A 26,525-nucleotide genomic window follows, 5' to 3' on the forward strand; every position below is an offset into this window, starting at 1 on the left:
CGCTGGCGGCACGCAGGCCCGGCATGGCGCCCTCCAGCGCGGCGCCCATCCGCGCCCGCAATGACGCGCCCAGGTTGCCCTGCCCGGCCACGTCGTGGCACGCCGCCAGATAGGCGTCGAGCAGGCCGGCCTGCGCCAGCACTTCGTAGTGCACCAGGCAGCAGCCGAGCAGGATTTTCTCCATCGGCGCGCCGGCATGCCCGCGCAGCAGCGCCAGGACGGCATTGCTGTCGTCGACGAAGTAGCGCTCGCACGGCGCCAGCCCGGCCGGGCCGCCGTAGCGCGCCACCTCCGGCTCATAGGGGATGTAATGCAGCTCGCCGTTGCCGTGCCAGTAGTGGCGCGGCTCGGTGTGCAGCTGCGAGGCGAAGCGCCGGTAATAGCTGTCCGGCTCCAGGTCGGAGGCGAAGGCGTTCCGGGCCAGCCACGCGCGCACGTGCGCTACCAGCGCCGGCGCTGCATCCGCGTTCCGGAAACGGATGCGCACGTGCGGCCCGCCCAGCCAGTAGCGGACGAAAAAGGCGTCGGCCAGGAACTCGCGCGGCATGCCGGCAAGGCACTCGCACAGGAAGGCATCGAGCCGCGAGAAGTCGTGGATGAACACGTGCAGCGACGTCCAGGCCGGCGCTGTATGCGCTTCCTTCAGTACGGCGTTCATGTGCGCAGCGCCGCATTGGGACGCAGCGCCAGCGCCACGCCGATGCCGCGCAATACCGACGCCAGCGCCACCAGCGCGGCGATGACGAAGGCCAGCACGACGGCCCAACCCCAGTTGGGGGTGTGGTCGACGAAGCCGGCCAGGTAGTGGCGTACCACCAGCAGCGCTGGCGGAATGCCCGCCACCGCGCTGATGGCGACCAGCAGCAAGGTCTCGCGGCCCAGCAGACGCACGATGTCGGCGCGGCCGGCGCCGAACAGCCGGTGCAGCACGATCTCGCGGGTGCGCCGCTGCACGCTGTAGGCCGACAGCACATACACGCCCATGGCGGCGATGGCGATCGCCAGCAGCGCGGCGCCCGCCAGCAGCTTGACGCTGCGCACGTCGTCCGCATAGTGCGCCGCCAGCAGCGATTCCTGCCGCGTCATCTGCAAGGCCTTGTCGGGCAGATAGCGGCGCCATGCCGCCTCCACGGCCGCCTCGACCGCCGTCGCGCTGCCCTGGAAGCTCACCGTCAGAACGGGCGTGCTGCGACTCAGGCGGAACGCCACCGGCGATGCTTCCTCGCGCAGGCTCTGGAAGCGCAGGTCCGGCACCACGCCGATGACCTGGTAGGCCTTGCCGTCGCCGTCGACCGTGCGGCCCACCGCATCCTGCGGCGTGGCGAAGCCCAGCGCACGCACGGCCGATGCCGACAGCACCAGGCCGGCCGCCTTTTCGTCCTCCTTCACCTCCGCATCGCGCCGTTCCTCATGCAGGCGCCCGGCCAGCGGCCGCACGCCGTACACGGACAGGAAGGTGGGCGAGATGCCCTTCCATTCGATCGTGATGGGCGCGGCGCCGTCGCGCCGGAGCGCGCCCTTCTGCACGATGTCCTGGCGGCCCACGGCTTCCAGGCTCTGGCCGACGCCGTTCACGCCCGGCAGGCGCTGCACCGCCTCGACGAAGGAGCGCACGCGCGGATCGGGCGCTGCGAACGGCGCTCCCGCGTCGATCACCAGTTTCGAGCGGGCGTCGAAACCCGGGCTGGCGCTCAGCACGTGGTACGTCTGCCATGCCACGCTGAGCGTGATGCTGGCCAGCGCCATCGCACTGGCCAGTTGCAGCACCGTCAGCGCACGCCGTGCGCGCAGGCCGCCGGGGGTTTCCTGGTCATGCCGCCCCGCCAGCGCGGCGGCCGGCTTGACGCGCAGTGCCACCCAGGCCGGATGCAGGCCGGCCAGCACGCCCGTCAGCAGGCCCAGGCCCAGGAAGGCCGCCACCGCGGGCAGGTCGAGGAAGGCGCCGATGGGACGATTCATCAGTTCGCCGAACAGCGGCATCAGCTGCCATGCGCACAGCAGGCCGATCACCGTGGCCGCCAGCGCGATCAGCACCGACTCGGCCAGGAACTGCGCCACCACCTGCCCGGCCGGCGCGCCCAGGACCTTGCTGATGGCAATCTCGCGCTGGCGCCGCAGCGTGCGCACCGTTGCCAGGTTGACGTAGTTGATCGCCGCCAGCAGCAGGATCAGCAAGGCCAGTGCGGCCACGGCGAACAGCACGGGGCGGTCGCCATGCAGCACGGCGCCCTTGGCCAGGTCCGGGTCGAGGTAGGCGTCACGCAGGCGCACCAGCGCGACATCCATCAGCTTCTTATCGCCCAGCTGCGCCAGGAAGGCCGGATCGAGCTGCTGGTGCAGGGGCGAAGCATCGGAGGCGCGCTGCAAGGCCGCTGTCAGCGCCGCCGGGTCGGCCCCGGCATGCAGCTTGATGTAGACGCGGCCGAACAGTCGGCCCCAGTTCTGCGTGGCGTCATCGCGGTCCTGGCCGCCCCACAAGGTGGAGCCGGCGCCGGCCAGCAATTCGAACGGTACGGTGCTGGCGCTGGGCGGGTCGGCCACCAGGGCGCCGACCGCATGGCGCTCGCCGGCCACCGTCACCAGCTCGTCCACCACGCCGGTGGCGCGGCCGAACAGCTTGTTCGCAGCCGTCACCGTCAGCACGATGCTGTCCGGCCGCCGCAACGCCGCAGTGGCATCGCCCTCCAGCGTGCGCACGCCCATCATGGCGACAAATGCCGGATCGACCAGCGTCACCTGGGCGGCATGGGCCTGGCCGTCGATGGCCAGCGATGCCGGCACCTGGGCATACATCGTCACGTCGGCCGGCAGGCGCTGCTGCAGGATCGTGCCGCGCAGGGCCTGGGTCGCCTGCTCCGACCATTCCTCCGGCACGCCGGGGAAATGGAAGCGGGTCTTGACCAGGTGGACCCGGTCCGGATCGGGATGGCTGGTGTCGTAGCTGAACGAATGCATCACGAAGCCAAGCAGCAGGAAGCAGGCGGCGAAGCCCAGGGCCAGGCCGGCGATGGCGCTGCCGGACCAGCGCCAGTCCTTGGCCAGCAGGCGCCAGCCCACGCGGAAATCGGAGAGTTGCATGATGGTCCCTTTCAATAACGCGATGCCGGCGTCCGGGCTGCCGCTACGGGTGCCAGCGAGATCTGGCCGGCGCCCAGCTGAGTGCGCAGCGCCACGCCGTCCGGCTTCAACTGCGAGTCCAGTTCGGCGCCGAACAGCCAGCTGCGGCGGACGCCGGGCAGGCCGAAGATGTCGCCAATGCCCACCCGGGCGTGGATCGACGCCAGCTGCTGCATCGTCGAGCCGGTGAAGTCGATCTGCCCGGCCGCCATGTTGACGGTCAGGGTGCTGCTCCACGCCGGGTTCAGGCGCAGCTCGCCGTACGGATCGTGCCGGCACTGCGCCGCATCGACCTGGATTTCGTAGGCGCCGCTGTCCCTGCGCACGGCCGTCAGGGCCGGCGTGCAGGTGCCGGGCACTTCCAGCGCCGCCACGTGGAAGGTATCGATCGTGTCGTCCATGCGGATGACGAAATGGCCCCGTCCCAGTTCGAATGTGACGGCCAGCGCGCTACCTGGCAGCGCTGCCGCGGAAATCAGGCCGGCCAGGGCGGCCGAAGTCGTGGGTTTCATGGTGTTCTCCTTCGATTGAATCAACGTACCGAGATGCCGCCATACGTGACGCGGATGGCCAGGGTGCAGCAGCCCCGGTCGCGCCGGGCCGACGCTTCGGCGCCGACCAGCCATTTGCGCTGCGTGTGCCACGGCAGGTCCGGGCGGCCGCCGCTGATGCCGCCCACGCGGGTGGCGAACTGCATGTCGCGGTAGTTTTCCAGCCCGGCGCCACTGAGGAACACGCCGCCGGCCGTCAGTTCCAGCTCGAACGACGTCAGCGCCGACATGCGCAGCGTGAAGATGGTGCCCTCATGCTCGCCGGTGCCGTGGCAGCTCTTGATGTGACGCGCCGTGGTGACGTTGTTCTCGCGCGTGATCGCCACCTCCGGCTGGCACTTGCCCTGGGCCCGGTAACTCAGTTCGAACGGGGCATCCATCGGCGCATCGACCAGCTCCAGCTCGACGCCGCCGGCATCGATGCGGATCGTCTGCGGCGCGGCCTGCGCCGTGGCCTGCACGGCCAGTGCCGAGCACATGATCCACCGGTTCATGGCTGCCCTCCCCTCTCGTCGGCTGCATAGGAAAACACCACCTTGCCCTGGCGGCCCGGCACCAGCCACGTGCGTTGCACGAAGCCGGCCAGCCCGCCTGGGCCCGTGACGCTGTCCAGCGGCACCGGCAGGCGGCCGGCGCCATGGTCGGCCAGGGCTTCGGCCAGGTCGCCCGTCGTGCCCAGGTTATTGCCGACCAGGCTGATGTTCTTGCGGATGATCAGGCTGAACACCTCCGCCAGCGGCAAGCCCTGTTCCATGAAGGCGTCCGGCTCCTCCTCGCTGAACTGCTGGTACACGCCGCAGGTGATGTAGCTGCCGCCGCGCTGCAGGTGCCGCACCAGCTTGCGCAGGTAGATGTCCATGAACGGATCGACGACAGCATCGAACTTGGCCATGCCGTGCGCGGCCAGGTAGTCCTGCAGCACCGGGTCCGCGTCCTCCGAGCGTGCCAGCACGCAGCAGTCCTTCACGCCCATGGCGCGCAGGCGCGGCACGGCAGCGGCCGAGGTCGTCAGCGCATGGACCGCATGGCCGCGCGCCACCAGCGCCTGGATCACGAACAGCGACGTGTTCGACGTCGCGGCCGTGACGGCGATCTGGGCACCGCGCGCCGGATGGAGCCGGCGCACCATCGAATACGCCGTCTGCGCGCCGACGCTGAACGCGGCGGCATCGGCAAACGGCATCGTGGCGGGAAAGCGCATCAGCTTCGCGCGCGGCAGCACCTGCAGTTCCTGCGAGCCGCGCTGCGTCGACAGGCCGGGATGGGCCGACGTGGCATCGACGGCGCCGTCGCCGAAGACCCGGTCGCCCGGCTGCAGATCCTGCACGCCGCTGCCTACCTTGACAACGGTGCCGGCGAACTCGGAACCGAGCACCAGGTAGCCGCCTTCGGGCCGACGCGCCGCCTGCAACAGGCGCCCCTTCTCGCGGTAGTTGCACGAGAACGCATGCACCCTGAGCAGCACGTCCTGCGCATGCGCCGGGTCGGCGGGATCGAAGTCGATGTCGGGCCGCTGCACCAGCGCGAAGTGCACCACGCTGCCGTGCAGCTGGGCGCTGCAGCCTTCCAGCGCACGCACCTGGCTTGCCGAGCGCTCGCCCATGGCGACCAGGGCGCGCATCACAGTGCTCCCGATGCGGCCAGCTTGCCTTCGCCCTGGCTGCCGGTGTCTTCACGGTCCTGCTCCCCGTTCCATTCGCGCGCCAGCTGTTTTTCCTTGCGCACGTAGTACAGGTAGAAGCCGACGAAAATCAGCACGCTGGACACCGATTCCGCATAAGCCGCCAGAGTGAGGCTGCCGCCGAAGGCCATGCGGATGACGATGACGGGCACCAGGTTGCACAGGTACATGGACCATATCGTCAGCAGCAAGGTACCGCGCGTGTCGCCCAGGCCGATGATGGCGAACAGGAAGGGGAAGGACGCCATCAGCACGGCCCAGGGAATCGACGTGATGCGCACGTAGCTGATGGCGCGCGCGGCGATCTCCGGGTCGCTGACGAAGAAGTGGATGAAGTGCGGCGCCAGCAGGATGAACGGGATCATCGGCAGCGCGGCCAGCACGAAGGTGGCGCCGGCCATCCAGCGCACGCCGGTGCCGATATTTGCCAGCTTGCGCCCGCCCGCGTTCTGCGCCGTGAACGGAATGATGGTCGTAATGGCGCTCATCAAGACGGTCTGGAAGAAACCCGTCACGTACTGCGTCACCGTCACCGCCTCCAGCGTGCCGGGCTCGTAGAACGAGAACAGCAGGAACAGCAGGTAGAACGACAGACTGAGCGAGAACGAATTCAGGGTTTCGGCGCCGCCGAGCTTGACCAGTTCGCCCCATTGCGTGAACAGCTTGCGCGGCACGAAGTCGATGCCCAGCTTGAACGGGAAGACTTCGTGCTTCGCCATGTCGCGGCGGAGCACCAGCAGGCTCACCAGGCGCGATACCATCAGCGCGACGGCGGACGCCTCCAGCGCGCCGATGCCGAGCGGACCGGCCAGCCAGATGAAGGCGGGGCACAGCAGCACGCTGCTGACGAACGTGACGACCTTGAAGCGCTGGATCACCGACACGGCACCAGCCATGCGTGCCAGCAGGCCGCCATAGATATGCAGGATGACGAGCAGGTAGCCCAGCCAGAACACGTTCAGGTAAGACAGCACCTGCTGCTTCACCAGCGGCTCGACGCCGAACGCGGCGATCAGGTACTGCGTGCCGAAACGCCCCGTGACGGCGATGACGAGGGCGATGATGGCTGCCACGCCGAAGCCGAAGTTGAGCAGGTAGTTCGCCTGCGCGTGATCCTTGCGGCCGAAGGCCTGGTTGGCATACACGTAGACGGCGGCCAGCAGGCCGGTGAACAGCGCCTCGAGCAGTGCTACGGCAGCCACGGCGATACGGAAGGTCGCCGGCAGCTGCTGCAGGTCCGTCATCGCCATCAGCCAGCCCAGCGCGACAAACATGCCGATATAGTCGAGCACCGACAGCAGCATCATCGGCACGGAAAAATTGAACAGGGATTTGCGGACGTCGTCCGCCGTAAAGTCGATATTGTTCATGGCAGGTCCCCAGCTTGGTCCAGCGATTCGAAAATGATTTCATGGGCATAGCGCGCGCCGCCGTGCCGGGCGCGGTCGTCCTGCGCGTCCGGCAGCATTTCCTCGATCGACAGCAGGGCGAATGGCGTATTGAAGATGCGCCCGATCATGCGCGTCATGATGGGCGAGGAAAAGTCGACGAACAGCGGCTTCTTGGCATTGCTGACATCGCGGTCGAGTACCTTATCGGCCTCGTGCCGGCGTATGAAGACGCGTTGCGGCATGCCATGGCTGCGGCGCCACGCATCCAGGCGCGTGAACCAGCCGAAGGCATCCTCGCCGGCGGCGCGTACCGGCAGGAGCGCCTTCGGCACCCACCACTGCTCGCGCGAGAGCACGATGTCGCGGTAGCGCACGCGGGCGATGCGCACGATCTCGCGCGGCTCGGCGTCGCTGACAACCTTGTGCACGCCGAAGCGGAACGCAAAATACCGGGGCGCGTCGGCCATGCCCAGGCGCAGCAGCGTTTCCAGGATCTTCGGATACAGCTCCTTCGTAAACAGGCCGCTCTGGCGCAGGGCCAAGGCTTCGCCCGTATGCCGGTCGATCAGTTGCGGATAAGGCGTGCCCTCCGGCCACGTCAGCGCCAGGTCGGCCAGGGCCAGGTCGCCCGGCCGCGCCGCCGTCGGCGTGTCGCGCCAGATGCGCCGCTTGCAGATGCGGGGCCGCAGCGCCGTGTTGAAGCCGAAGCTGTCGTAGAAATCGCAGGCCTGCTCCAGCACCTTGCCATAACTTTCCCTGCAGGCCTGCAGCACGGCGCCGTCGCCGGCAAACGTGAAGAAGCGGGAAAAACAACGCAGGTAGCCGCTGTCGATGTTATTGAGCACGAAGAAGTCGCCGCACAAGTGGCCGTAGGCCGCGAAAGGGCGCGCGCCGGCGTTGCCCGGCCGTGACGCCGGTACCGGATCGAGCACGATCTCCCCTTCGTCGCGGCGCTCCCAGATCTGCTGGTACAGGCGCAGGATGGGCAAGGTGCCGCGCGCCGGGCCGGTGGTCTCGGCCGCCATGCAGCGCTGCATGCGCTCGTGGAAGTCGAACACGTCGACCTGCTCGCCGGGCGGCATCGCGGCGCGCAGCGCGGCCAGCTGTGCGTCGCCGAAGCCGCTGTGGAAGTTGACGCCCAGGTAGTGCGTGACGAACTCGCCGATCTGGCGTGCGTAGCCTTCCAGCTCAGCATGGTCCAGCGGCGCCAGGTCGGGCAGGCTGCTGTCGTGGTACACCAGCCCGGCCGTCTTCACCAGCGGGCAGTCCAGCAGCGTGGCAAGGTGCGCCATGCCGGCATGGATGTCGTCCAGCGCGGCCAGCAGCGCAGGGCCGGCCGCGCCTTCCAGGCTGGCCACGGCGCCGGCCATCCGGTCCAGCGCCAGCGCTACGGGCCGCGCCGCCGCGTCGTCGCCGGCCACGCGCCGGGCCACGGCGCCAAACTGGTGCAGCAGGTCGCCGCCTTCGTCGTCCAGCTCGGGCGAAGCATGCAGCAGGCCCGAGACCAGCCACTTCTCCAGCAGCGCTGCCGCATCCGTGCCGGCCGGCAGTCGCTGCGCCAGTACGGACCACGGCAGCCAGCCTTGCGCATCGGCGCCTTCGGTAAACAGCGCAGTCGACTTCACGCGGGCGGTGACGAAGGTGGTGCGGTAGGCGTAGTACTTCGGCTGGTCCGTGAACAGGTAGCCGCATTGATACTGACCTTGCCCATCCGCCCGCGCGCTGCGGTTGCCGGTCAGGCGAAAGCGGAAATGGTCGCGGTGGCGCAGCACGAAGCGGTCATACAGCTTGAAGAAGCCGGCCCGGTCCAGGCTGTAGCGCCCGGCCGTGGCGCGCCCGTTCAACAGCGAAGCGCGGGATGCCGATGCGGGGGCGGCTGGTGCCAAAGGCGCAAACCCCACCGACGTGAAGGTGGAAAACGGGCTGACCTTCGTCACGGCCCGCGCCAGGTAGCGGTGGATCGTCTCTTCGTCGTTGAGCTTTTTCTTGTCGTCCACATCGGCGCTTGTGCTGTAGGCGCGCGCCGTCTCGTACAACTGCGCCCGCGTCATCGCCATGCCCTGCAAGAACAGGGGCTCGGTGGCGAGCGCCTGCGAGAACTTGCGCGCCGCGTGCAGTTCCCGGTCGAACAGCGCCGCCAGCGCCGCTTCCTGGCGCAGCACGGCGTTGGCCCGGTCCAGCCATGCCTGCAGTTGCTCATCGCCTGCCAGCAGGCCGGCGTGACGGGCGGCGATATCGGCCAGCGGCCTGCCGTTGAAGATGGCCCGGCGCAGGTCGATATAACGGCGGTAGCGGGCGCCGTCGGCGGCTGCCAGCTCGTGCAGGCGATCGCACACGGCGTCCTGCATCCCGGCCAGCACCGTGCGCTCGTGTGCCAGCGCCGTCGCTGCCGCTTCCACCGCGTTGGACCCGGTCAGGCCGTCCAGCGCATCGAGCGGCAGGTTATTGGCGCGCACCACGGCGTAAGGCACCATCACCGCAGCACTCCCCACGCTTCACGGCAGCGGTTACGCGCCACCATCAAGCCGTAATAGGCCCGCTGGCCGTCGGCCGGCGTCTGCAGCAGCGTGTCGATGCCCAGCTGATCGTAGCTGCGGAACGGACGGCCCACCAGGCCATGCCCGCTCAGGTGCCGTATCAGCTGCTGGTTCAGGTATCCGAGTGCCATGTTCATCTCCAGGAAAGTGTCGTCGTGACAGTGATAGGCCAGTTCGTCCACGCACAGGAACAGCACGGCGGGAACGGTGCGGAAATTGAAGTTGTCGTAGTTGTAGTGGCGTTCGCAGGCATCGACGGGGTCGCGCGCGTCGAGACAGGTCATGGTGCTGCCATCGATGCGGTAGACCCCGGCCGCCACGCCATCACCGGCGCGCAGGCAGAGCCGCACGCCGACGGCCGGCGCCCCCGGCAAGGTGGCGGCCAGCGCCGCCTGCGCCGCAGCCAGCGCGGCCAGCACCTCGTCCAGGCGGCGCTGGCCGAACACGCACGGTGCCGGATAGAAGCCGCCGTAGAAACGGCCGCTGTTGCGTTCGCGCGCATAGCCCTGGTGCGCCAGCAGCGCATCGCGCCAGTCGCCGGGCGCGCCGTCGTCGTGGACGTCGAGCCGGATCGCCTGGCCGCCCACGACCGGCACGATGCGCAGGCCAGCGTGGGGCGCCAGTGCCGCCAGCTCGGACAGGAAGTGGCCCGCCTCCAGCGCGAACAGCGATTTGCGGAATAGGTTGTACAGGGGTGCATAGCGGGTGAAGTCGCAGCGCAGTTCCAGCGCCAGCGGCGTGCCGGTTGCAGCGCTCGTGAACTCCGGCCGCAGGCGCAGCGTGCGCATGTCAACCTGCCAGCGCGCCGCGCCTTCCTGCAGCACGAAGCGCAGCGGGTAATACGCGCGGGGCGACGGGTAGCTGGCATGCACGCCATAGCCCGCGCACGGCGTGACGGTGGCCGGCTGGTGCACCTGCAGCAGCAGCGCCAGCAGCCGGTCGCGCATGCTGCCGGTCGGCGCCAGGCCCAGGACGAGGGCGCGGAACAGCGGCGCGATGTCGATTGCGATGTCGATCGCGGCGTCGTCGTGCGTATTGGCTGGCACGCCGACCTGGTAGGTGCGTTCGACCTGGTCGAGCGCCCGTGCGTCGACGCAGGCATCGGCCGGCGCCAGGTAGCGGAAGCTGAATTCGTCGATGGCGCAGCGGCCCGGATGGAAGGCGTTCATGTCAGCCCAGTGGATGCAGTAAGGGTTGGGACAGGTCGGCATCGGCGTCCACCCATGCGCAATGGCGCGCGGCGCGTGCCGGCCGGCCGGGCGGCAGGCACAGGGGCTTGTCGCCGAAGGTCAGCGGCAGCGTGCCGGGAATGAAGACGCGGGCCCCGTGCAGGCCGAGGGCGGGCAAGCCAGGCGGCGTGATGTCGGCCACCACGAGTTCGTATTCGGCACGGGCGGCGTGCGCGCACAGCATCTGCCAGGCGGCGGCGGGACCGCGCAGCGCCGTGTCCGCGCTGCGCGCGTGGGCGGCGGCGAAGTCCTGCCATGCCAGCGTTTCCGGTGCCGCGGCGAGGAAGTCGAAGTGGTGGCGCTGGCTGGCCAAGCCATAGAACTGGGCCTGGGCGCTGTCGCGCAGGTGGTCCAGCGCGTCGTCGCCATGGCGGCGGCGCTGCCGCGCCAGGTTGCGCTCCGTGACACCCACCAGCGAATGGGCTTCGCCCAGCGCGGCGGCCATCGCCTCTTCGGGGTCGGGGTGGCATGCCGCCGTCACGAAGGCGGCCAGTCGCCCTTCGCCGCGGCCCAGCAGCAGCACCATCACGGCCGGCAGCGCGACCTCGGTGGTGATGTCGAAACACAGTACGTCGTAGCCGGCCAGCGCCAGCTGGCAGTAACGCTGCCGCAGCGGCGCGCTGGCGATGCTGGCGGCAGCGAAGCGGGGTGGCGCCGAGCGGCTGTACCACGCCAGCAGCAGGCCATCGCGCTCGATCAGTTCCAGCGCGCCGAACAGCGCCGCCTCCTCGGGCGTGCTGCCCAGCGCGCAGCCGTTGCTGTTCTGGCCATGGCTGAACGGCCGCTCGGGCGCCAGCAGGTAATTGATCATCGGTAGCGGCAGCAGGCGTTCGACACCCGCGTGCACCAGACGGCATGGCAGCCAATGCATGGGCTGCCCTGCATCGAAGCCGGGGAACAGCAGCGCCATCTGCCCCGGCGGCACGCCGGTCACCTGGTCGGGACGCCACGCCGCTTCGCCCAGTTCCGCGTAGGTGGCATGGCGCGCGGTGGGCGGAATCGTGCTGCCGGCCCAGCGTTCGCAGTATTCCAGCACGGCACCGCGCATGCGCTGCAGGTCGGTGCTGCCGCGGCCTATACCCAGCAGGCCCGTGGCCGGCTGGTAGCAGTGATAACTGTCGCCGCCCGGGCTGGGCTGCAACACCAGGCCCTGGGCCGAAGCGTTGCCGAACACGCGCACGGCACCATCGAGATCGGCCGTGCCCGTGCGGCAGTCGCGCCGGCCGGTGGCAAGGCCCGTGGCGGTGGCGCGCGCTGCCGGTGCGGGGAAGTAGCGTTTGCTGAACGCGCCTTCCAGATACAGGTAGACGCAGCCCCATTCCGGTTCGTGCGCGGCGAGCCGTGCCAGCAGGGCCGCCAGTTGCGCCTGCAGCATGGCGTGCCAGCGCCACCGGCGCTGGAAGGCGGGAAAGACACTGAACTGGCCGGCGAATGCGTCGAGTTGCGCCTGGCAAGCCGCATCCGCGCCGGGCAGCAGCGCCAGCGTCGACGGCGTCGCCAGTACGGTCACGGCGCCGGCGGGCGCCATACGGCGCACGAACCCGGTCAGCAGCGCCACGTCGCTCACGATGCCTCCGTCGGCTGCGCTGCGTCGATCGGCTGCGCGGGCAGGATGATGTCACGCGCCGGGGCCTGCTCGACTTGCCACAGGGCGCGGTACAGCGCCAGCAGACCCGCTTCGCGCTGGGCCGCGCTGGTGTCGCCATCGTGCGGTAAATAGATGGTCGCGCCGCCCGCGCACAGCACGGCGCAGCGCGGCCATGCTGCCGTTGCCAGCGGCACGTCGGCCCAGCGCACCCGCGTCCCGTAGGCCGCGTTGATGCAGAAATTCAGGTATTGCTCGCGCGCGGACAGGGCCGGCGCGTCTCGCCATGCCGGTGGCGCCGCGCGCAACGGTGCCACGGCGCGCCGTGCGGTATCGAGCTGCGCCAGGTAGCGGCCGATCGCTGCCCGCTCGGCCGGGGCCGTGTTGCAGAACCAATGACCGTGGATGTCGGCCAGTTGCACCAGCGCCTCGGCCAGGCATTGCGTACGCGTCATGCCCGCGCTGGCCAGCGTGACGGGGGTGTCGCGGCCGGCCAGCCACGCTTCGCACGTATAGAGCTTGATGCTGCTGCCGTCCGGAGTGTGCTCGACGGGCGAACGCAAGGGCGACAGGGGCGTGCGTAGCAGCTCTTCGGCGCGCGCGGCCACGACGATCGCATCATCGGCGCCGGGCCGGCCTTCGGCGAAGGGCCGCAGCGGATACAGCCCGGCGCTGTTCATCGGCACGTCGGCGTCCAGGCCGAAGTGCAGGTAGCGCCCCGTCGGCAGGAGCCGCACGCCGCACAGGTGGTCGAAGCAGATCATTGCCGCCGTCGCACCCGCGCAGAGGCCTTCGGGCGGCGTCACCGGCGTTCCCGCATGGCGCGGCGCCAGCAGCGGCAGGTCGGCGCCGTGTAGGGCGCACAGCTGCCCGTGCGCCACCAGCGCGACCAGGTGCTGCGCCCCGGGTAACGCGGCCATCAGGTGTTCGAAAGGGTAAGCCGGGCCATCGGCGCACTGCACCACACAGTCGTACCCGGGTCCGGGTGTGGTGACGACGTCGAGCGCGGCATCAGGCCACCGGGCCAGGCCGGCAAAGACGGCCTGCAATTCGTTTGCTTGCCAGGCGTCGCCCAGTTGCAGCACGCTCAGGCGGCGTGCGCCCAGGCAGGCAAAGGTCTTGATCGCGCTCGTCAAAGCGTAATCGCCGGCGGCGAGCAGGATTCGTGCGTCAAGAAAGCAGCGAAACGCGGCGGCGCTGTCGTCGACAAACGACCGTAAATACAGCAGCGCATCCTGGGCCGGCGCCAGCTGCGATTCCGCCAGCGGCGATTCGATCCGCAAGGCGGCGGATTTGGAAACAAGAAACTGCAGGAACTTTAATATATAGCTCCGGTGCGCGGAAGGAATATCTTCCATTGCCGCACCCAGTGAGCGCTCGCCGTCCAGCAGGTCGCAGAACCGATAGATATTGCGGATGCATTCCGGCTGCAGGCGCACGATGTAATTGTCGCCGGCATATTTAATATGAATCCGGTCTTCGGCACCGCGCAGGAAAATGTCCGGCCGCAATATATAGATATCATCCGGCTGTAAATTCGTCGTCAGCATTTTCCGCTCCGTAATCTGCAATAGCGAACGCGACAATTAATGGAATGGGGGAATGCGCTGCGCTCGCGCCAGCGAGGCAGCGCTCGTTCCGGTTCGACATCATTATTGGACGACGCCCCGGAAAGCAGACACGGCTATCAGCAGCCGCGTGCCAGCAGGCTCTGCTTGCTGCAGGTGGAGCCCGCGCAAACGGTCGAGGAAGCACCCATTTCTTCCATGGCGGTAGCTTCGTTGGTTTCCAGGATTTCGAAATCGAAGTCGATGTCCAGGTCCACGGTGGTGTCAACGTTTTGCATTTTAAATCTCCTAGTAGTGGATAAAGTGAAGCACTCGATGAAGTGCAGGGGAATCGTAATTCAGGATTTTTTTGAAAACAAGCCAATATGCAAAACTTATACAAAGTTTCGAAAAATCGTGAAACACCCGGATGAAACAGGGGATTTACTGCAGAAAGGAAATATGTTTACGGCAGAGTGATAAATACGTGCATAACTCATACAAATTCATGAAATCCGGCGACCCGCGCGGTGCTAACCTGCCCTTCCATCAATAGGACGGCATTAATTACTTCCGCCCTGCCAGCAAGGTACAAGCGGGCTCTGGAATATCCGGATTACTGATTACTAATTGTTGAGTTAAATAAAGTTGATAGGATTTCCCATGCAACTTTCAAGACGACATTTCATCCCCGTGGCGGCCGTCATCGTCGGCGCCGCCGTCCTGCTGAACGTATCGAGCGCGCCTGCCGACCCGGCCCGCCCTTATCAGGTGCTGCAGGCCCCACCGCCGCCGCCCGGCCCCATCGAGGTGGTTGAATTTTTCTGGTACAGCTGCCCCCATTGCCACGAGTTCGAGCCGGCGCTGCGCGACTGGGCGGCACGCCACCGGCGGGACATCGTGCTGCGCCGCGTCCCCGTCGGCATGCGCCCGCAGCAATTGCCGCAACAGCGCATGTTCTATGTAATGGAAGCGCTGGGCATGGGCGAAGACGCCGACCGGGAGCTGTTCCGCCAGATCCACGAGGCGGGCAAGCCCCTCGACACCCAGGCGGCCCTCGCCACGTTCGCGGCCGGCGCCGGCGTTACGCCGCAACGCTTCAACGCCGCGTGGCAGTCACCAGGCGTGCAGCGCAGGGTCGACGAGGCCACCCGGCTGCATCAGGCGATGCACGTGACCATGGTGCCGACGGTGGTGATCGGCGGGCGCTATGTGACGTCGCCGGCGATGCTGAGCGCGACCATGCCGATGTGGGGCCAGACGGTGGCCGGCAGCCACGAGGCGACGGTGAAGATGATGGATACCCTGCTGCATCGGGCGCGGCAGGACAGCAAGGCGGGAGGAACGGGACATGAACGCACCGCGCGAAGCGATTGACATCACCGGCGCCGGCATGGATGTGCGGCGCCCGCAAGCGCGCCGGCCTTGGCGGCGCTGGGCCGCAGTGGCCGGCATCTGCGCCACGCTGGCGGCTGCCGGCTGGGCCCTGGCACCGCGCGGCGTGCGCGTACCCGCCGACAGCGTGCGCATCGCGACCGTGGAACGGGGCGTATTCACGGACGACGTCGTCGTACGCGCCAATGCGGAGGCGCTGAACCAGGTGCTGCTCGATGCGGTGGAAGGCGGGCGTGTGGAAGAGGTGTACGTGCGCGACGGCGCCCACGTGCAGAAGGGCGACCTGCTGTTTCGCCTGTCGAACCCGCAGCGGCGCATGGAACTGCTGCAGCGCGAATCGGAACAGGCGCAGCAGCTCTCCAACCTGGCCAACCTGCAGGTGACGTTCCAGGTCGCGCGCAACGAGCATACGGACCGCATCGCCGACCTGCAGTTCGACGTGACGCAAGCCGAGAAGCTGTATCGCCGCAACCGCGAACTGTCGGCCAAGGGCTTCATTTCCAACGTGGCGCTGGAAGAATCGGCCGACAAGCTGGAACAGGCGCGCCGCAAGCTGCAGACCGAACAGAAAGGGGGCGACCGTGAATTCGCCGTGCGCCAGCAGGCCATGAATACGATGATGGCGGCCACGCGCCGGCTGGAATCGGGCATGGCGCTGGCCCATGCCACGCTCGACGGCCTGGCCATGCGGGCGCCGGCCAGCGGCCGGCTGAGCGACTTCGCGCTGCAGGTGGGTGAGGCGGTGCGGGTCGACCAGCGCGTCGGCCGCATCGACGATGCCCAGTTCAAGCTGGTCGCGCACATCGACGAGTACTACCTGAACCGCGTGGCGCCGGGCCGGCGCGGCGTGGCCACCTTGGACGGCAGCGACCATGCCGTGGAGGTGAGCCGCGTGTACCGCCAGGTCAAGGACCGCCGCTTCAGCGCCGAACTGCTGTTCGCACGCCAGCCGGCCGGCCTGCAGCCCGGCATGAGCGTCGACGTGCGCCTGACCCTGGGCGAACCCAAGCCGGCGCTGGTGCTGCCGAACGGCCCCTACCTGAACGACAGCGGCGGCGCCTGGGTCTACGCACTGTCCGGCGATGGCACGGACGCCAGCCGCCGCCCAGTGCGCACGGGCCGGCGCAATGCCGGCCAGGTCGAAGTACTGGGCGGGCTGGCCGCCGGCGAGCGCGTCCTCATTTCCGCCTATGCGCCGTACGGCCAGGCCGAGCGCCTGCGGCTGCAACGGTAAACGCGGCATCCCCCTGACAAAACTGGAGCCACCATGATCAAACTGTCCCGCCTGAGCAAGGTCTACGCGACCGACGACGTGCTGACCACCGCGCTGTGCGATATCAACCTGACGATCGAGAAGGGCGATTTCGTCGCCATCACCGGTCCTTCCGGCTGCGGCAAGTCCACCCTCCTTGGCCTGCTCGGCTTTCTCGATGCACCCGATTCGGGCGAATACTGGTTCAAGGGCAGCAATGTGGCCGGCCTGCCCGAGGACCAGCTCAATGCCATGCGCCGCAGCGGCGTGGGCTTCATCTTCCAGAACTTCAACCTGATCGACGAGCTCAGTGTTTACGAAAACGTCGAGCTGGCACTGAAGTATGCCGGCACGCCCGCCCGCGAACGGCGCCAGCGTGTGGAGGGGGTACTGGAAAAACTCGGCGTGCTGCACCGGATGAATCACCGGCCCTCGCAACTGTCGGGCGGGCAGCAGCAGCGCGTGGCCATCGCGCGGGCGCTGGTGGCGGAACCGAGCCTGCTGCTGGCGGACGAACCGACCGGCAACCTGGACTCGGCCCATGGCGACGAGGTGATGCAGATCCTGTCGCGCATCAATGCCGAAGGAACCACCATCGTCATGGTGACGCACTCGCCGGAATACGCCGCGCGGGCGCGCCGCATCGTGCGGCTGCACGACGGCCGCATCCAGGACCGGCAGGCCAGGGCTGCGTGAAGTTACGCGGGCAGGTTCGCGCCCAGCGGCACCAGCGGCGCCCCCTGCAGGCGGGCAGCGGCGTCGCGCAGGTAGCGTGCGGCGCCCGCCTCGCCCTGCCGTTCGGCCAGGGCGAGCCAGTGGCAGGCCTGGGCCATGTCGGCCCCGGTGCCCTGCCCGGCGTAATACATCAGGCCCACATTGAACTGGGCGCGGGCATGGCCTTGCCGGGCCGCTGCCAGGTACCAGTGGAAGGCTTGGCCAAAATCGCGCGGCATGCCCTGGCCGTTGTCGCAGCGCAGCGCGAGCGCGAATTGGGCCAGCGTGTGGCCCTGCCCCGCCGCCTGCCGGTACCACTCGTTGGCCTGTTCCACGCTGGGCGCGGGGCCGTCGTCGCGGTCGTGCAGCAGGGCCAGGTTGTATTGGGCGGCGGCGTAACCCTGTTCGGCCGCGCGCTGGTACCAGCCCAGGGCCGTGCGCAGGTCCTGCGCCACGCCCCGCCCCGTCTCGAAACGCAGCGCCAGGTCGAACTGGGCGCGCAGGTGGCCTTGCCCCGCCGCCTTGCAGTACCAGCCGATGGCTTCGGCCTCGTCGCGCGGCACGCCCGCACCGCTGTCATGCAGCAGCCCCAGATGGTACTGGGCGGCCGGAAAGCCCTGCTCGGCGGCCTGGCGGTACCAGCGCGCCGCTTCGGCGTGATCCTGCACCACGCCCTGCCCATGATCGTAGCGCTGGCCCACATTGTTCTGCGCCGCCGCGTGACCCTGGGCCGCCGCGCGCAGGTACCACGCCAGCGCCTCGCCCTCGTCGCGCGGCACGCCATGGCCCGTGTCGAAAATCAGTGCGAGGTTGAACTGCGAGCTGACATGGCCCTGTTCAGCTGCCAGGCGGTACCAGTGCACGGCCTGGGCACCATCCTGCGGCACGCCGTCTCCCTTGTCGTAGCGCAGGCCGAGGCTGAACCGGGCCGGCGCGTGGCCCTGTTCGGCCGCCTTGCGGCACCAGGCCAGCGCCTCGGCCGGATCGGCCGGCGTGCCTTGGCCGCTGGCACAGCGCAGCGCCAGATTGAACTGGGCCCGCGCATAACCCTGCTCGGCCGCCTTGCGGTACCACGCCGTCGCCAGCACGGCATCCTGCGGCACGCCCTTGCCCGTGTCGTACATCATGCCCAGGTTGTTCTGGGCGCCGGCATCGCCCTGCTCGGCCGCCTTGCCGAACCAATGACGCGCCCGCACGGTGTCCTGCGCGACGCCGTGGCCCTTGGCGTACAGCCAGCCCAGGTTGTATTGGGCCGCGGCATAGCCCTGCTCGGCCGCCAGCCGGTACCAGCTGGCGGCCTCGACGAAATCGGCGGCCACGCCCTGGCCCTTCTGGTACATCACACCGAGGTTGTACTGGGCCTGCTCCAGCCCCGCGTTGGCGGCCTGACGGTACCAGGCCAGTGCCAGCTCATGGCTTTGCGGCACACCTTCGCCGTTGAAGTACATGAAGCCCAGCGTGTGCTGGGCCGCCGGCACACCCTGCTCGGCCAGCGCGCGGATGCGTGCAGCCTCGGTCAACTGCGCAGCCGACTGCGCGGCCGGCGTTGCGCCGGCCGGTACTGCCGCCTGGCTCATGCCTGCACGGCGATCATCGAGACGGGCGCCTGCGGCCAGGCCTGGTCCTGCGCGTGCAGCACGTGGATGAACGATGTCAGCGACATCGGCCGGAAGTACAGGAAGCCTTGCATCGTCGTGCAGCCGTTGGCCTGCAGGTAGCGCGCCTGCACTTCCGTCTCGACGCCTTCGGCCACCAGGTGCAGGCCCAGCCCGCGCGCGATCGAGATGATGGCCAGGATCACCGGGTAGTGGCCGTTCTCGTCATGGATCTCCTTGACGAAGCTCTGGTCGATCTTGATGGTGTGGATGGGGAAGCGGTGCAGGTAGGCCAGCGACGAATAGCCGGTGCCAAAATCGTCGATGGCGACGGACACGCCCAGCTGGCACAGCTTGTTGAGCTGCTCGATCGCATACTGGGGGTTGCGGATGCAGATGTTCTCCGTGATCTCCACTTCGATCTGGGCCGGCGCGATGCCGTAGCGGGTCAGCGCGCCGCGCATCTTCTCGAAGAAGTCGCCCCGGTCCAGGTACTGCGGCGACAGGTTCAGCGACAGGCGGATGGTCTCGCCGCCGGCCTGGTTCCACAGCAGCAGGTCGCGGCACAGCGCGCCCAGCATCCAGTCCGAGATCGGCAGCATCAGGCCGTTTTCTTCCGCGAACGGCAGGAACTCGCCGGCCGACAGCAGGCCGCGCTGCGGATGGTTCCACCGCATCAGGCCTTCGGCGCCGACGATGCGGCCCGTCGCCACGTCGATCTGCGGCTGGTAGTACATTTCCAGCTCGCCGTTCTCCAGCGCGCGGCGCAGCGCCTGCTCCAGCGCGATCTTCTGGTGCGACACGTCCAGCATCGAGTCGTGGTAGAAGCTGTGGCCGTTCTTGCCCAGCGCCTTGACCTGATACATGGCGATGTCGGCATGGCGCAGCAGCTCGTCGATGCTCTCGCCATCGTTCGGGTAGACGGCAATGCCGATCGAGGCGGAAATATGGACGATATGGCCGTCCAGGTCGAAGGGCCGTTGCAGGCATTCGAGGAACTTCTCTGCCACGCCCTGGGCATCGGCGCGGTCGCGCAGCTCCGGCAGCACGATAGTGAATTCGTCGCCGCCCTGGCGCGCCAGCGTGTCGCCCTTGCGCAGGCAGTCCTTCAGGCGCAGCGCTGCCTGCTGCAGCAGCTCGTCGCCCTTGACGTGGCCCAAGGTGTCGTTGACCAGCTTGAAGCGGTCCAGGTCGACGAACATCACGGCCAACTCGGTCTGCTTGCGCTTGGCCTGGATCACGGCCAGGCCGAGGCGGTCCTTGAACAGCATGCGGTTGGGCAGGTCGGTCAGGATATCGTGGTAGGCCTGGTAGGAGATCTGCTCCTCGGCGCGCTTGCGGTCCGTGATGTCGCGCGCCACGCCGTAGATGCCCGGCACGCCGTGCTTGCGCGCGTCAGGGCCCTCGCTGCCGTCCTTCACGTGCATGCCCAGCGCACCCAGCGAAATGGCCATCAGCGTATTGCTGAAGGTGCGCTCGGCGCCGTTGCTGCCGCCGTTGTTGCCATTGCACTTCAGCCGCAGTTCCACGCTGCGCGCGGCGCGGTCGTCCAGGCGGCGTTCGCTGAAGACGTACTTGGCCCGTTCCAGGTCTTCATCGTGCACGACGATCGAATAGTGCTTGCCGATCAGTTCCTCGCGCGAGTAGCCCAGCAGCTGGTAGGCGCGGTCGTTGATGAAGGTGAAATGGCCTTCATGGTTCAAGGTGTAGATGATGTCGGGCGAGCTGTCGACCAGGGTGCGGTACATCTTCTCGGAGTTTTCCAGGCGCTGGGCGATGCACTGGTTGTCTACCGCCAGGCGGCGCTTCTGCAGCGCGTTCTCCACGGTTTTCAGCAGCTCTTCGCGGCTGTAGGGCTTGCGCAGGTAGTCGTATGCGCCCCGCTTCAATGCGCCGATGGCCGCCTCGATGCCGACGTCGCCGCTCATGACGATCACGTCGCACTCGATGCCGCGCGCATTGATGTAGTCCATGATCTCGTGGCCGCTCATGTCCGGCAGGCGCAGGTCGAGCAGCACCAGGTCGAACTGCATGCGGTTCAGCTGCGCCAGCGCTTCGCTGCCGCAGGTGGCCGTGACGAGGTGGTAGCTGCGATCGCGCAGCAGTTCATACAGCGACGACAGCAGGCGCGGTTCGTCGTCCACCAGCAGGAGGCGCGGGAAGAAGTCCGGCGCCACGGCCGGACCGGCTGGAATATTCTCGTTCATCGTACCCTTACACTTCAATCCGTCAGGCGCGGTGCCGCGCCGGTGAGCTCGCCGTTGCTGCCGCGTGCAGGCAGCAGAATTTCAAAGCTGGTACCGCCCTTGCCGCTACGGCAGGTGATCTGGCCGTCGAGCTGCCGTACCAGGCCGTGGACGATCGACAGCCCCAGGCCATGGTGCTGGCCTTCCTTGCGGCTCTGCACGGCGCCGAACAGATTGGCCATGACTTCGGGCGGCAGGCCCCGGCCGGAATCGCTGACCGCCAGTTCCACGAACAGGCGGCGCTCGCGGTTGACGTGGCCGCGGTTGGCGATCTCGATGCGGCCCCCGTCCGGCATGGCTTCGATCGAGTTCTTGATCAGGTTGACGAGGATCTGCTTGAGCAGGTCGCTGTCGCCCGCCGCTTCGTTCGGTTCGTCCAGCATGCGCACCAGCACCTGCACCGACGCAGGAATGAAGTCGGTGGCGCGGAACAGGCGCAGCACTTCGTCCACCGTGCGCGCGATATTGGTGACGGCGGCCGGGTCGAGCGGACGCAGGTCGGCCAGGCCGCCGATCAGCTGGCCGACGCGGTCGATCTCCTCGTTCAGGATCGACATCTCCGACACCACCGGTTCGCGCCGCGCCAGCTTGGCGTCCAGCACGGACAGGTAGTTGCGGATGATCGACAGGGGGTTGTTCACTTCATGCACCACGCGGCGCGAGGCCTCGCGGTATTCGTCGGCGATGTGGGCGACCTGGCGCTGGGCCTGGCCGCGCCGGGCCAGCGCCGTCGCCAGCGCGTTGCCGGCCTGGTTGCCGAAGGCCTGCAGGAAGCGTTCGCGCTTGCCCATCGACGGCAGCTGCCAACCGCCCGCGCCGCCCACCAGCACACCCAGGCAGCGCGGCCCCGCCACCAGCGGCACGCAGACCAGCGCCTCGGTGTCGAGGATGCGGAACAGCTGTTCATCCGGGATGGCCAGCGGCTGGCCGCCCCGCGTGGCCAGCGCCACGTGGCGCTCCACCGCCGCGCCGGCGACGATGCCGCCCTTGTTCAGGGGGATGGCGAAGCCCGCCAGCCGTTGCTGGTGTTCGCCGGCCGGCACGCCCGCCAGCGCCTGCCCGGCCGGGTCTTCCAGCAGCACCACGGCGGTGGCGAAGTCGAACAGGATGCGGGCCGAGCGCGTGATCGCTTCTAGCATCGCCGTTTCGTCCTGCTGGCGCGCGATGGTCTGGCCCACTTCCGATACCAGCATCATGTTGCGCATTTCTTCCTGCAGGCGCTGCTGCACCGGATCGCCTGGCGGCATCACGGCCGGTGGCGCCACGATATCGTCGGCGCCGGCCAGGTCGATGCCCAGGTAGTCGGCCGCCTTCTGCACCTGGCGCGCGGCCGTGTGCATCACCGTTTCCAGCGCGGAGGGCGCGATGCCGCACAGCGCGGCGGCCTCGTTCACCAGTTCGGGGCGGTCGGCATGGTGGATCACCAGGTGCGCCAGGCGCACGATGCGGATCAGCGGGTGGGCCGATTCCAGCCGCGCGGCCGGTTCGTGGTGATACAGCACACTGTCGGCCAGGAAGGAATCGAGGTTCCACCGCTCGACCAGCCAGGCCCCTGCTTCGGTATGGGTGATCTGCAACGTACGCTGCTCGATGGCGCACAGGGCCTCGTCGTCGCGCGCCATGAAGTTGGTGGCGTACTCGCGCGGCGCCGTGGCCAGCAGGGCCAGGCGGCCGACATTGTGCAGCAGGCCGGCCAGGTAGGCTTCCTCGATCTGCGGGTAGTCCATCAGGCGGGCGACGTCGCGCGCGACGACGGCCGCGCCCAGCGCATGCTTCCAGAACCCGCGCAGGTCGCTGCCGCCCGAATGGGGGAAGCTGCTGAAAGTCTGGAACACGGATTCGCCGATGACGAGCGTCTTGATCATGTCGGTGCCCAGCGACACGAGCGCCTGCTCCAGCCCCGCGCCGCGGCCCTGGCGCTGGTAGGCCGAGCTGTTGGCCACGGCCAGGATCTTGCCTGTCATGCCGGCATCCTTGGCGATCAGCGCGGCCAGCTCGGGCATGCCGGCATCGTCCGCCTGCAGCAGCTCGATCAGCTTGATCAGGATCTGCGGCATGGCCGGCAGCCTGGCGATCAGCAGGCGGTTGCGGATATCGTGGTCTGGTTGAGGCATCGGATATCGGGACACTGGCGCCGGTGGACATCGATCATGAAAAAGGCGGCACAGCCTGTTGCGACGTGCCACCTGTCGTTATTACAAGGTTGTTACCAGGTTTACTGAGCTTGTTGCCTGCGTCGTTGCCTGCGTCGTTGCCTGCATCGTGCCAGCGTCGTTGCAAAACCGAAAACATTCGTTGCCAAAATATTTACATTAAGCAACTAAAGATTCATGGTAGCATAAATATACCTGTCCTTAGCGGGAAGGCAAAATTCATGACGAAATTTTTATCGTCGCGGGGCCTTATTGTTGTTTCGCCGTCTCCAGCTCCAGGCGCTGCCGGTAGCCCCGTGCCACCAGCCACATGGCCAGTGCCGTGGCTGTAAACACCAGCTGGCCCGTCGCCAGCCACAACACGGAACCTGCCAGTGCCGGCGCGATGACGCCCGCCACGATGGCGCCCATCAGGGTCGTCGCAAAGGACTGGCAGGAAGCGACCGTGCCGCGGATGTGGGGGAACAGGTCCAGCGCCATCAAGGTGGCGGCAGGCGCCACGACGGACATGCCGAAGGTGTAGAAGAACATCGGGATCACGCTCCACGGCACCGAGGGCGGCATGAACAGGTGATACAGCACATTGCAGCCGGCGGCGGCCAGCAGGAAGCAGAAGCCGATGCCGATCTGGCGCGAGAACGTGATCTTGCCGGCGATGCGGTTGGCCGCCAGCGCGCCCGTGAAGATGCCGGCCACGGATGGAATGAACAGCCAGCCGAACTGGTCCGGCCCCAGGTGCAGCTGCGTGGGCAGCATCACCGGCGCGGCCGTGATGTAGACGAACAGGCCCGCGAAGTTCAGCGCGACGACGCCCGACTTCAGGTGGAACAGGGGCGAGCTGAGGATCTGCCGGTAGCTGTCGACGAGGAAGCGGGGGTTGAAGGGCTGGCGCTTGTGCAGCGGCAGCGTCTCGGGCAGGCGCCGCCAGCAGACGATGAACAGCACCACGGCAAAGGCGAACAGGGTCAGGAAGATGGCGCGCCAGTCCGTGTACTTGACGATGAAGCCGCCCATGATGGGCGCCACGGCGGGCGCGATGGAAAAGATCATCGTCACCAGCGACAGCAGCCGCGCCGCCTCGGCGCCGTGATACAGGTCGCGGATGATGGCGCGCCCCACCACCACGCCGGCACCGGCCGATACTCCCTGCAGCACGCGGAAGAACCACAGGTAGTGGACGCTGTGCGCCGCGGCGCAGCCGACAGTGCCGATTGCGAACAGCACCAGCGACACGAGGATGACGTTGCGGCGCCCGAAGGCATCGGACAAGGCGCCATGCCACAGCACCATCGCGGCAAAGGCCAGCATGTAGGCCGTCAGGCTTTGCTGCACTTCCAGGCCGGTGGCGCCCAGCGACGCTTCGATATTCGGGAAGGCGGGCAGGTAGGCGTCGATGCAGAAGGGGCCCAGCATCGACAGTGCCGCCAGCACGATGGCCAGGCCGTTGCGGCCCAGGGGACGCATATGCGGCCTGGTGCGCGGGGGTACGGGGGGAACGGGGTCTGGCGGAATGTCGGCGGGAGTATCTGGGAGCATTGGTCTGGGTCGTGCTTGCGGTTCGTCGGGTCATCGATGAACAACCCGACGGCATGGCGGCTTACCGCCATGCCGGGACGGGTCAGTCCCCCTTGGGCAGCGCTTCGTCGCGGCGGTTGAAGCCGGCCACCATATCGAAGCGGAACAGGCGGCATTCCAGCGCGCCATTGAAGAACGGCGTCTTGCGCGATTCCTTCAGGCGCAGCAGCTTGGGCAGGCCCAGGTCGGCCGTGAACAGGTAGGCCGTCCAGCCGGCAAAGCGCTGCTTGAGCGTCTTGCTGAAATCGGCGTAGAACGATTTCGCCAGGTCGTCCTCGGGCAGGGTGCTGTCGCCGCGCACGCCGATCCGTTCGCCGTACGGTGGATTGGTCAGCAGGATGCCCGCCTGTTCGGTCGGCGCCTGCACCTGCTGCGCTTCGATCTGCTTGAGCGGTACTTCGAACAGGATACCGGCATTCTTCAGGTTATGGCGCGTCATTGCCACCATGTCGCCCGAGATGTCGGAGCCGAAAATGGTGGGTTCCGTGGGCAGCGGCCGCACCTTGATGGCCGCCTTCATGGCCTGCCACGGGGCCGGATCGAAGTCATGGAACTTCTCGAAGGCGAACGTGCGGCGCGCGCCGGGCGGCACGCCCTGAACCATCTGCGCCGCTTCGCACAGGATGGTGCCGGAGCCGCACATCGGGTCGAACAGGGGCATGCCCGGCTTCCAGCCCGACACGCGCAGCAGGCCCGCGGCCAGGTTCTCGCGCAGCGGCGCGTCGCCCGTCTCGGTACGCCAGCCGCGCTTGAACAGTGCTTCGCCGGAGGTATCGAGGTAGATGATGAACTGGCGCTGGTCGAGGAAGCCGGCGATGCGCATGTCCGGCTCGCGCGTGTCGACGGACGGGCGCTTGCCGTACATGTCGCGGAAGCGGTCGCACACGGCGTCCTTGATCTTGAGCGTCGTGAACTCGATGCTTTTCAGCGGCGACTTGATGGCCGTGACGTCGACGCGGATGGTGTGGTCGATGCCGAACCACTCTTCCCACGGCTGCGCCAGCACCAGGTCGTAGATGTCGTTCTCGTTCTGGTAATGGCACACGCCCATGCGCATCAGCACGCGCGAGGCGATGCGCGAATGCAGGTTGATGCGGTAGGCGTCATACAGGTCGCCCGAGCAGTGCACGCCGCCCGGCACCTGGTTGTGCACCTTCAAGGTCGGGCTGGCGGTGTCCTGCGCGATTTCGGCCAGCTCTTCGGCCAGCGCCACTTCCATGCCGCGCGGGCATGGGCAAAAATAGGAAGTCATGGGGGTACCCTTTATCCGTTGGTGAACATAAAAATGGGGACAGACCCCATTTTTGAAGAAACTATTGCCGAAAAAATGGGGTCTGTCCCCATTTTTGAAGCAACTAGCGGGCGATGGCGCGTTCGAGGAAGTCCAGGCGGTCCTGGCCCCAGAAGCTTTCGCCTTCGTAGATGTACCACGGCGAGCCGAACACGCTTGCGGCCGTGCCCTCTTCCGTGTTGCGGTCGTATTCGGCCTGCACGCTGGCCGTCTGCGACGCTTTTTGCAGCTGCTGGCCATCGAGGCCGCAGCCGGCGGCGATGGCGGCCAAGGTGGCCTCGTCGCCGATGTTCTTTTCCTCGGCCCACAGGCCGCGCATGATGGCGTGGGCCAGGTCCAGCGCGATATCGCCGCCGTGGCCCAGGCGCGCGGCGATGATGGCCTTGGCCGCCAGGTCCGGCGAGACGGGGAAGAACTTCGGCTGCACGTTCAGCGCGATGCCGAGGTGTTCCGACCAGCGCGCCAATTCGGCCAGCCGGTAGGCCTGGCGCTGGGGCGCCCGCTTGGCCAGCGGCAGCCCGCCCGAGACGCCGAATACCTTGCCCAGGTCGAGCGGGCGCAGGTCGACCTGCACGCCGTGCCCGCGGCACAGCGCCACGAAGCGCTCATGGCCCAGGTAGGCCCATGGCGACTGAGGCGCGAAGTAGTACTGGCAGCTTTTCATCC

Annotated in this window: 20 protein-coding genes; 3 read left to right on the top strand and 17 right to left on the bottom strand. The window is 67.8% G+C overall.

The features are described 5' to 3' along the window. The 11 genes from GM672_RS11925 to GM672_RS11975 form a co-directional block, all read right to left on the bottom strand. The coding region (locus GM672_RS11925; protein ID WP_211517353.1) for a lantibiotic dehydratase C-terminal domain-containing protein at positions 1-658 on the bottom strand (658 nt) is incomplete at its 3' end. Next, the gene (locus GM672_RS11930; RefSeq protein WP_155470751.1) at positions 655-3,078 is read right to left on the bottom strand and encodes an FtsX-like permease family protein; all 2,424 of its coding nucleotides are present in this window, start codon (positions 3,076-3,078) and stop codon (positions 655-657) included. The genes GM672_RS11930 and GM672_RS11925, both read right to left, overlap by 4 nt. Positions 3,079-3,089: 11 nt before the next feature. Then, positions 3,090-3,629, bottom strand: a complete 540-nt coding sequence (locus GM672_RS11935) for a hypothetical protein (protein ID WP_155470752.1) — start codon at positions 3,627-3,629, stop codon at positions 3,090-3,092. A gap of 20 nt (positions 3,630-3,649) precedes the next feature. Beyond that, positions 3,650-4,162 carry a hypothetical protein gene (locus GM672_RS11940; protein WP_155470753.1) on the bottom strand — a complete coding sequence of 171 codons (513 nt, stop codon included), beginning with the start codon at positions 4,160-4,162 and terminating at the stop codon, positions 3,650-3,652. Beyond that, on the bottom strand, positions 4,159-5,289 hold the full coding sequence (locus GM672_RS11945) for a quinone oxidoreductase family protein (RefSeq protein WP_155470754.1): 1,131 nt from the start codon (positions 5,287-5,289) through the stop codon (positions 4,159-4,161). Before GM672_RS11945 ends, GM672_RS11940 begins: the two co-directional genes overlap by 4 nt. Next, a complete protein-coding gene (locus GM672_RS11950) occupies positions 5,289-6,719 on the bottom strand; it encodes an MATE family efflux transporter (protein ID WP_155470755.1) in 1,431 nt (476 codons plus the stop codon). Before GM672_RS11950 ends, GM672_RS11945 begins: the two co-directional genes overlap by 1 nt. Further along, positions 6,716-9,214, bottom strand: coding sequence for a lantibiotic dehydratase (locus GM672_RS11955; protein WP_229417695.1), 2,499 nt, complete (start codon positions 9,212-9,214; stop codon positions 6,716-6,718). Before GM672_RS11955 ends, GM672_RS11950 begins: the two co-directional genes overlap by 4 nt. Next, positions 9,214-10,446, bottom strand: a complete 1,233-nt coding sequence (locus tag GM672_RS11960; protein WP_155470757.1) for a hypothetical protein — start codon at positions 10,444-10,446, stop codon at positions 9,214-9,216. Before GM672_RS11960 ends, GM672_RS11955 begins: the two co-directional genes overlap by 1 nt. A 1-nt stretch (position 10,447) precedes the next feature. Continuing rightward, positions 10,448-12,073 (bottom strand): YcaO-like family protein, encoded by a 1,626-nt coding sequence (locus GM672_RS11965; protein ID WP_155470758.1) that lies wholly within the window; start codon positions 12,071-12,073, stop codon positions 10,448-10,450. Beyond that, a complete protein-coding gene (locus tag GM672_RS11970) occupies positions 12,070-13,641 on the bottom strand; it encodes a death domain-containing protein (protein ID WP_155470759.1) in 1,572 nt (523 codons plus the stop codon). The genes GM672_RS11965 and GM672_RS11970 overlap by 4 nt, the downstream gene beginning before the upstream one ends. A gap of 137 nt (positions 13,642-13,778) precedes the next feature. Beyond that, positions 13,779-13,937, bottom strand: coding sequence for a thiopeptide-type bacteriocin (locus tag GM672_RS11975; protein ID WP_155470760.1), 159 nt, complete (start codon positions 13,935-13,937; stop codon positions 13,779-13,781). 364 nt (positions 13,938-14,301) lie between these two features. On the opposite strand from GM672_RS11975, the gene GM672_RS11980 reads away from it, so the two are divergent. The 3 genes from GM672_RS11980 to GM672_RS11990 are packed head-to-tail and all read left to right on the top strand — an operon-like array spanning position 14,302 to position 16,981. Next, the gene (locus GM672_RS11980) at positions 14,302-15,015 is read left to right on the top strand and encodes a thiol:disulfide interchange protein DsbA/DsbL (protein ID WP_155470761.1); all 714 of its coding nucleotides are present in this window, start codon (positions 14,302-14,304) and stop codon (positions 15,013-15,015) included. Further along, a complete protein-coding gene (locus GM672_RS11985; protein ID WP_229417690.1) occupies positions 14,990-16,267 on the top strand; it encodes an efflux RND transporter periplasmic adaptor subunit in 1,278 nt (425 codons plus the stop codon). Before GM672_RS11980 ends, GM672_RS11985 begins: the two co-directional genes overlap by 26 nt. A 33-nt stretch (positions 16,268-16,300) precedes the next feature. Beyond that, entirely contained in the window at positions 16,301-16,981 is a 681-nt protein-coding gene (locus tag GM672_RS11990; protein ID WP_155470762.1) for an ABC transporter ATP-binding protein, read from the top strand. A 2-nt stretch (positions 16,982-16,983) separates the two neighbouring features. Here the strand turns inward: GM672_RS11990 and GM672_RS11995 are convergent, their stop codons facing one another. The 6 genes from GM672_RS11995 to GM672_RS12020 form a co-directional block, all read right to left on the bottom strand. Beyond that, complete coding sequence (locus tag GM672_RS11995; RefSeq protein ID WP_155470763.1) at positions 16,984-18,576, bottom strand: tetratricopeptide repeat protein; 1,593 nt, start codon at positions 18,574-18,576, stop codon at positions 16,984-16,986. Next, the gene (locus GM672_RS12000) at positions 18,573-20,801 is read right to left on the bottom strand and encodes a putative bifunctional diguanylate cyclase/phosphodiesterase (protein ID WP_155470764.1); all 2,229 of its coding nucleotides are present in this window, start codon (positions 20,799-20,801) and stop codon (positions 18,573-18,575) included. The genes GM672_RS11995 and GM672_RS12000 overlap by 4 nt, the downstream gene beginning before the upstream one ends. Before the next feature lie 14 nt (positions 20,802-20,815). Further along, entirely contained in the window at positions 20,816-22,954 is a 2,139-nt protein-coding gene (locus GM672_RS12005) for an HDOD domain-containing protein (protein WP_229417691.1), read from the bottom strand. A gap of 288 nt (positions 22,955-23,242) precedes the next feature. Then, positions 23,243-24,457, bottom strand: coding sequence for a multidrug effflux MFS transporter (locus GM672_RS12010; protein WP_229417692.1), 1,215 nt, complete (start codon positions 24,455-24,457; stop codon positions 23,243-23,245). Positions 24,458-24,611: 154 nt separating this feature from the next. After that, complete coding sequence (locus GM672_RS12015; protein ID WP_371867061.1) at positions 24,612-25,820, bottom strand: THUMP domain-containing class I SAM-dependent RNA methyltransferase; 1,209 nt, start codon at positions 25,818-25,820, stop codon at positions 24,612-24,614. A 103-nt stretch (positions 25,821-25,923) separates the two neighbouring features. Continuing rightward, positions 25,924-26,523, bottom strand: coding sequence for a 2-hydroxychromene-2-carboxylate isomerase (locus GM672_RS12020; RefSeq protein ID WP_155470766.1), 600 nt, complete (start codon positions 26,521-26,523; stop codon positions 25,924-25,926). Positions 26,524-26,525: the final 2 nt, after the last annotated feature.

It is taken from the genome of Pseudoduganella buxea, assembly GCF_009720835.1.
Classification (GTDB): domain Bacteria; phylum Pseudomonadota; class Gammaproteobacteria; order Burkholderiales; family Burkholderiaceae_D; genus Rugamonas; species Rugamonas buxea.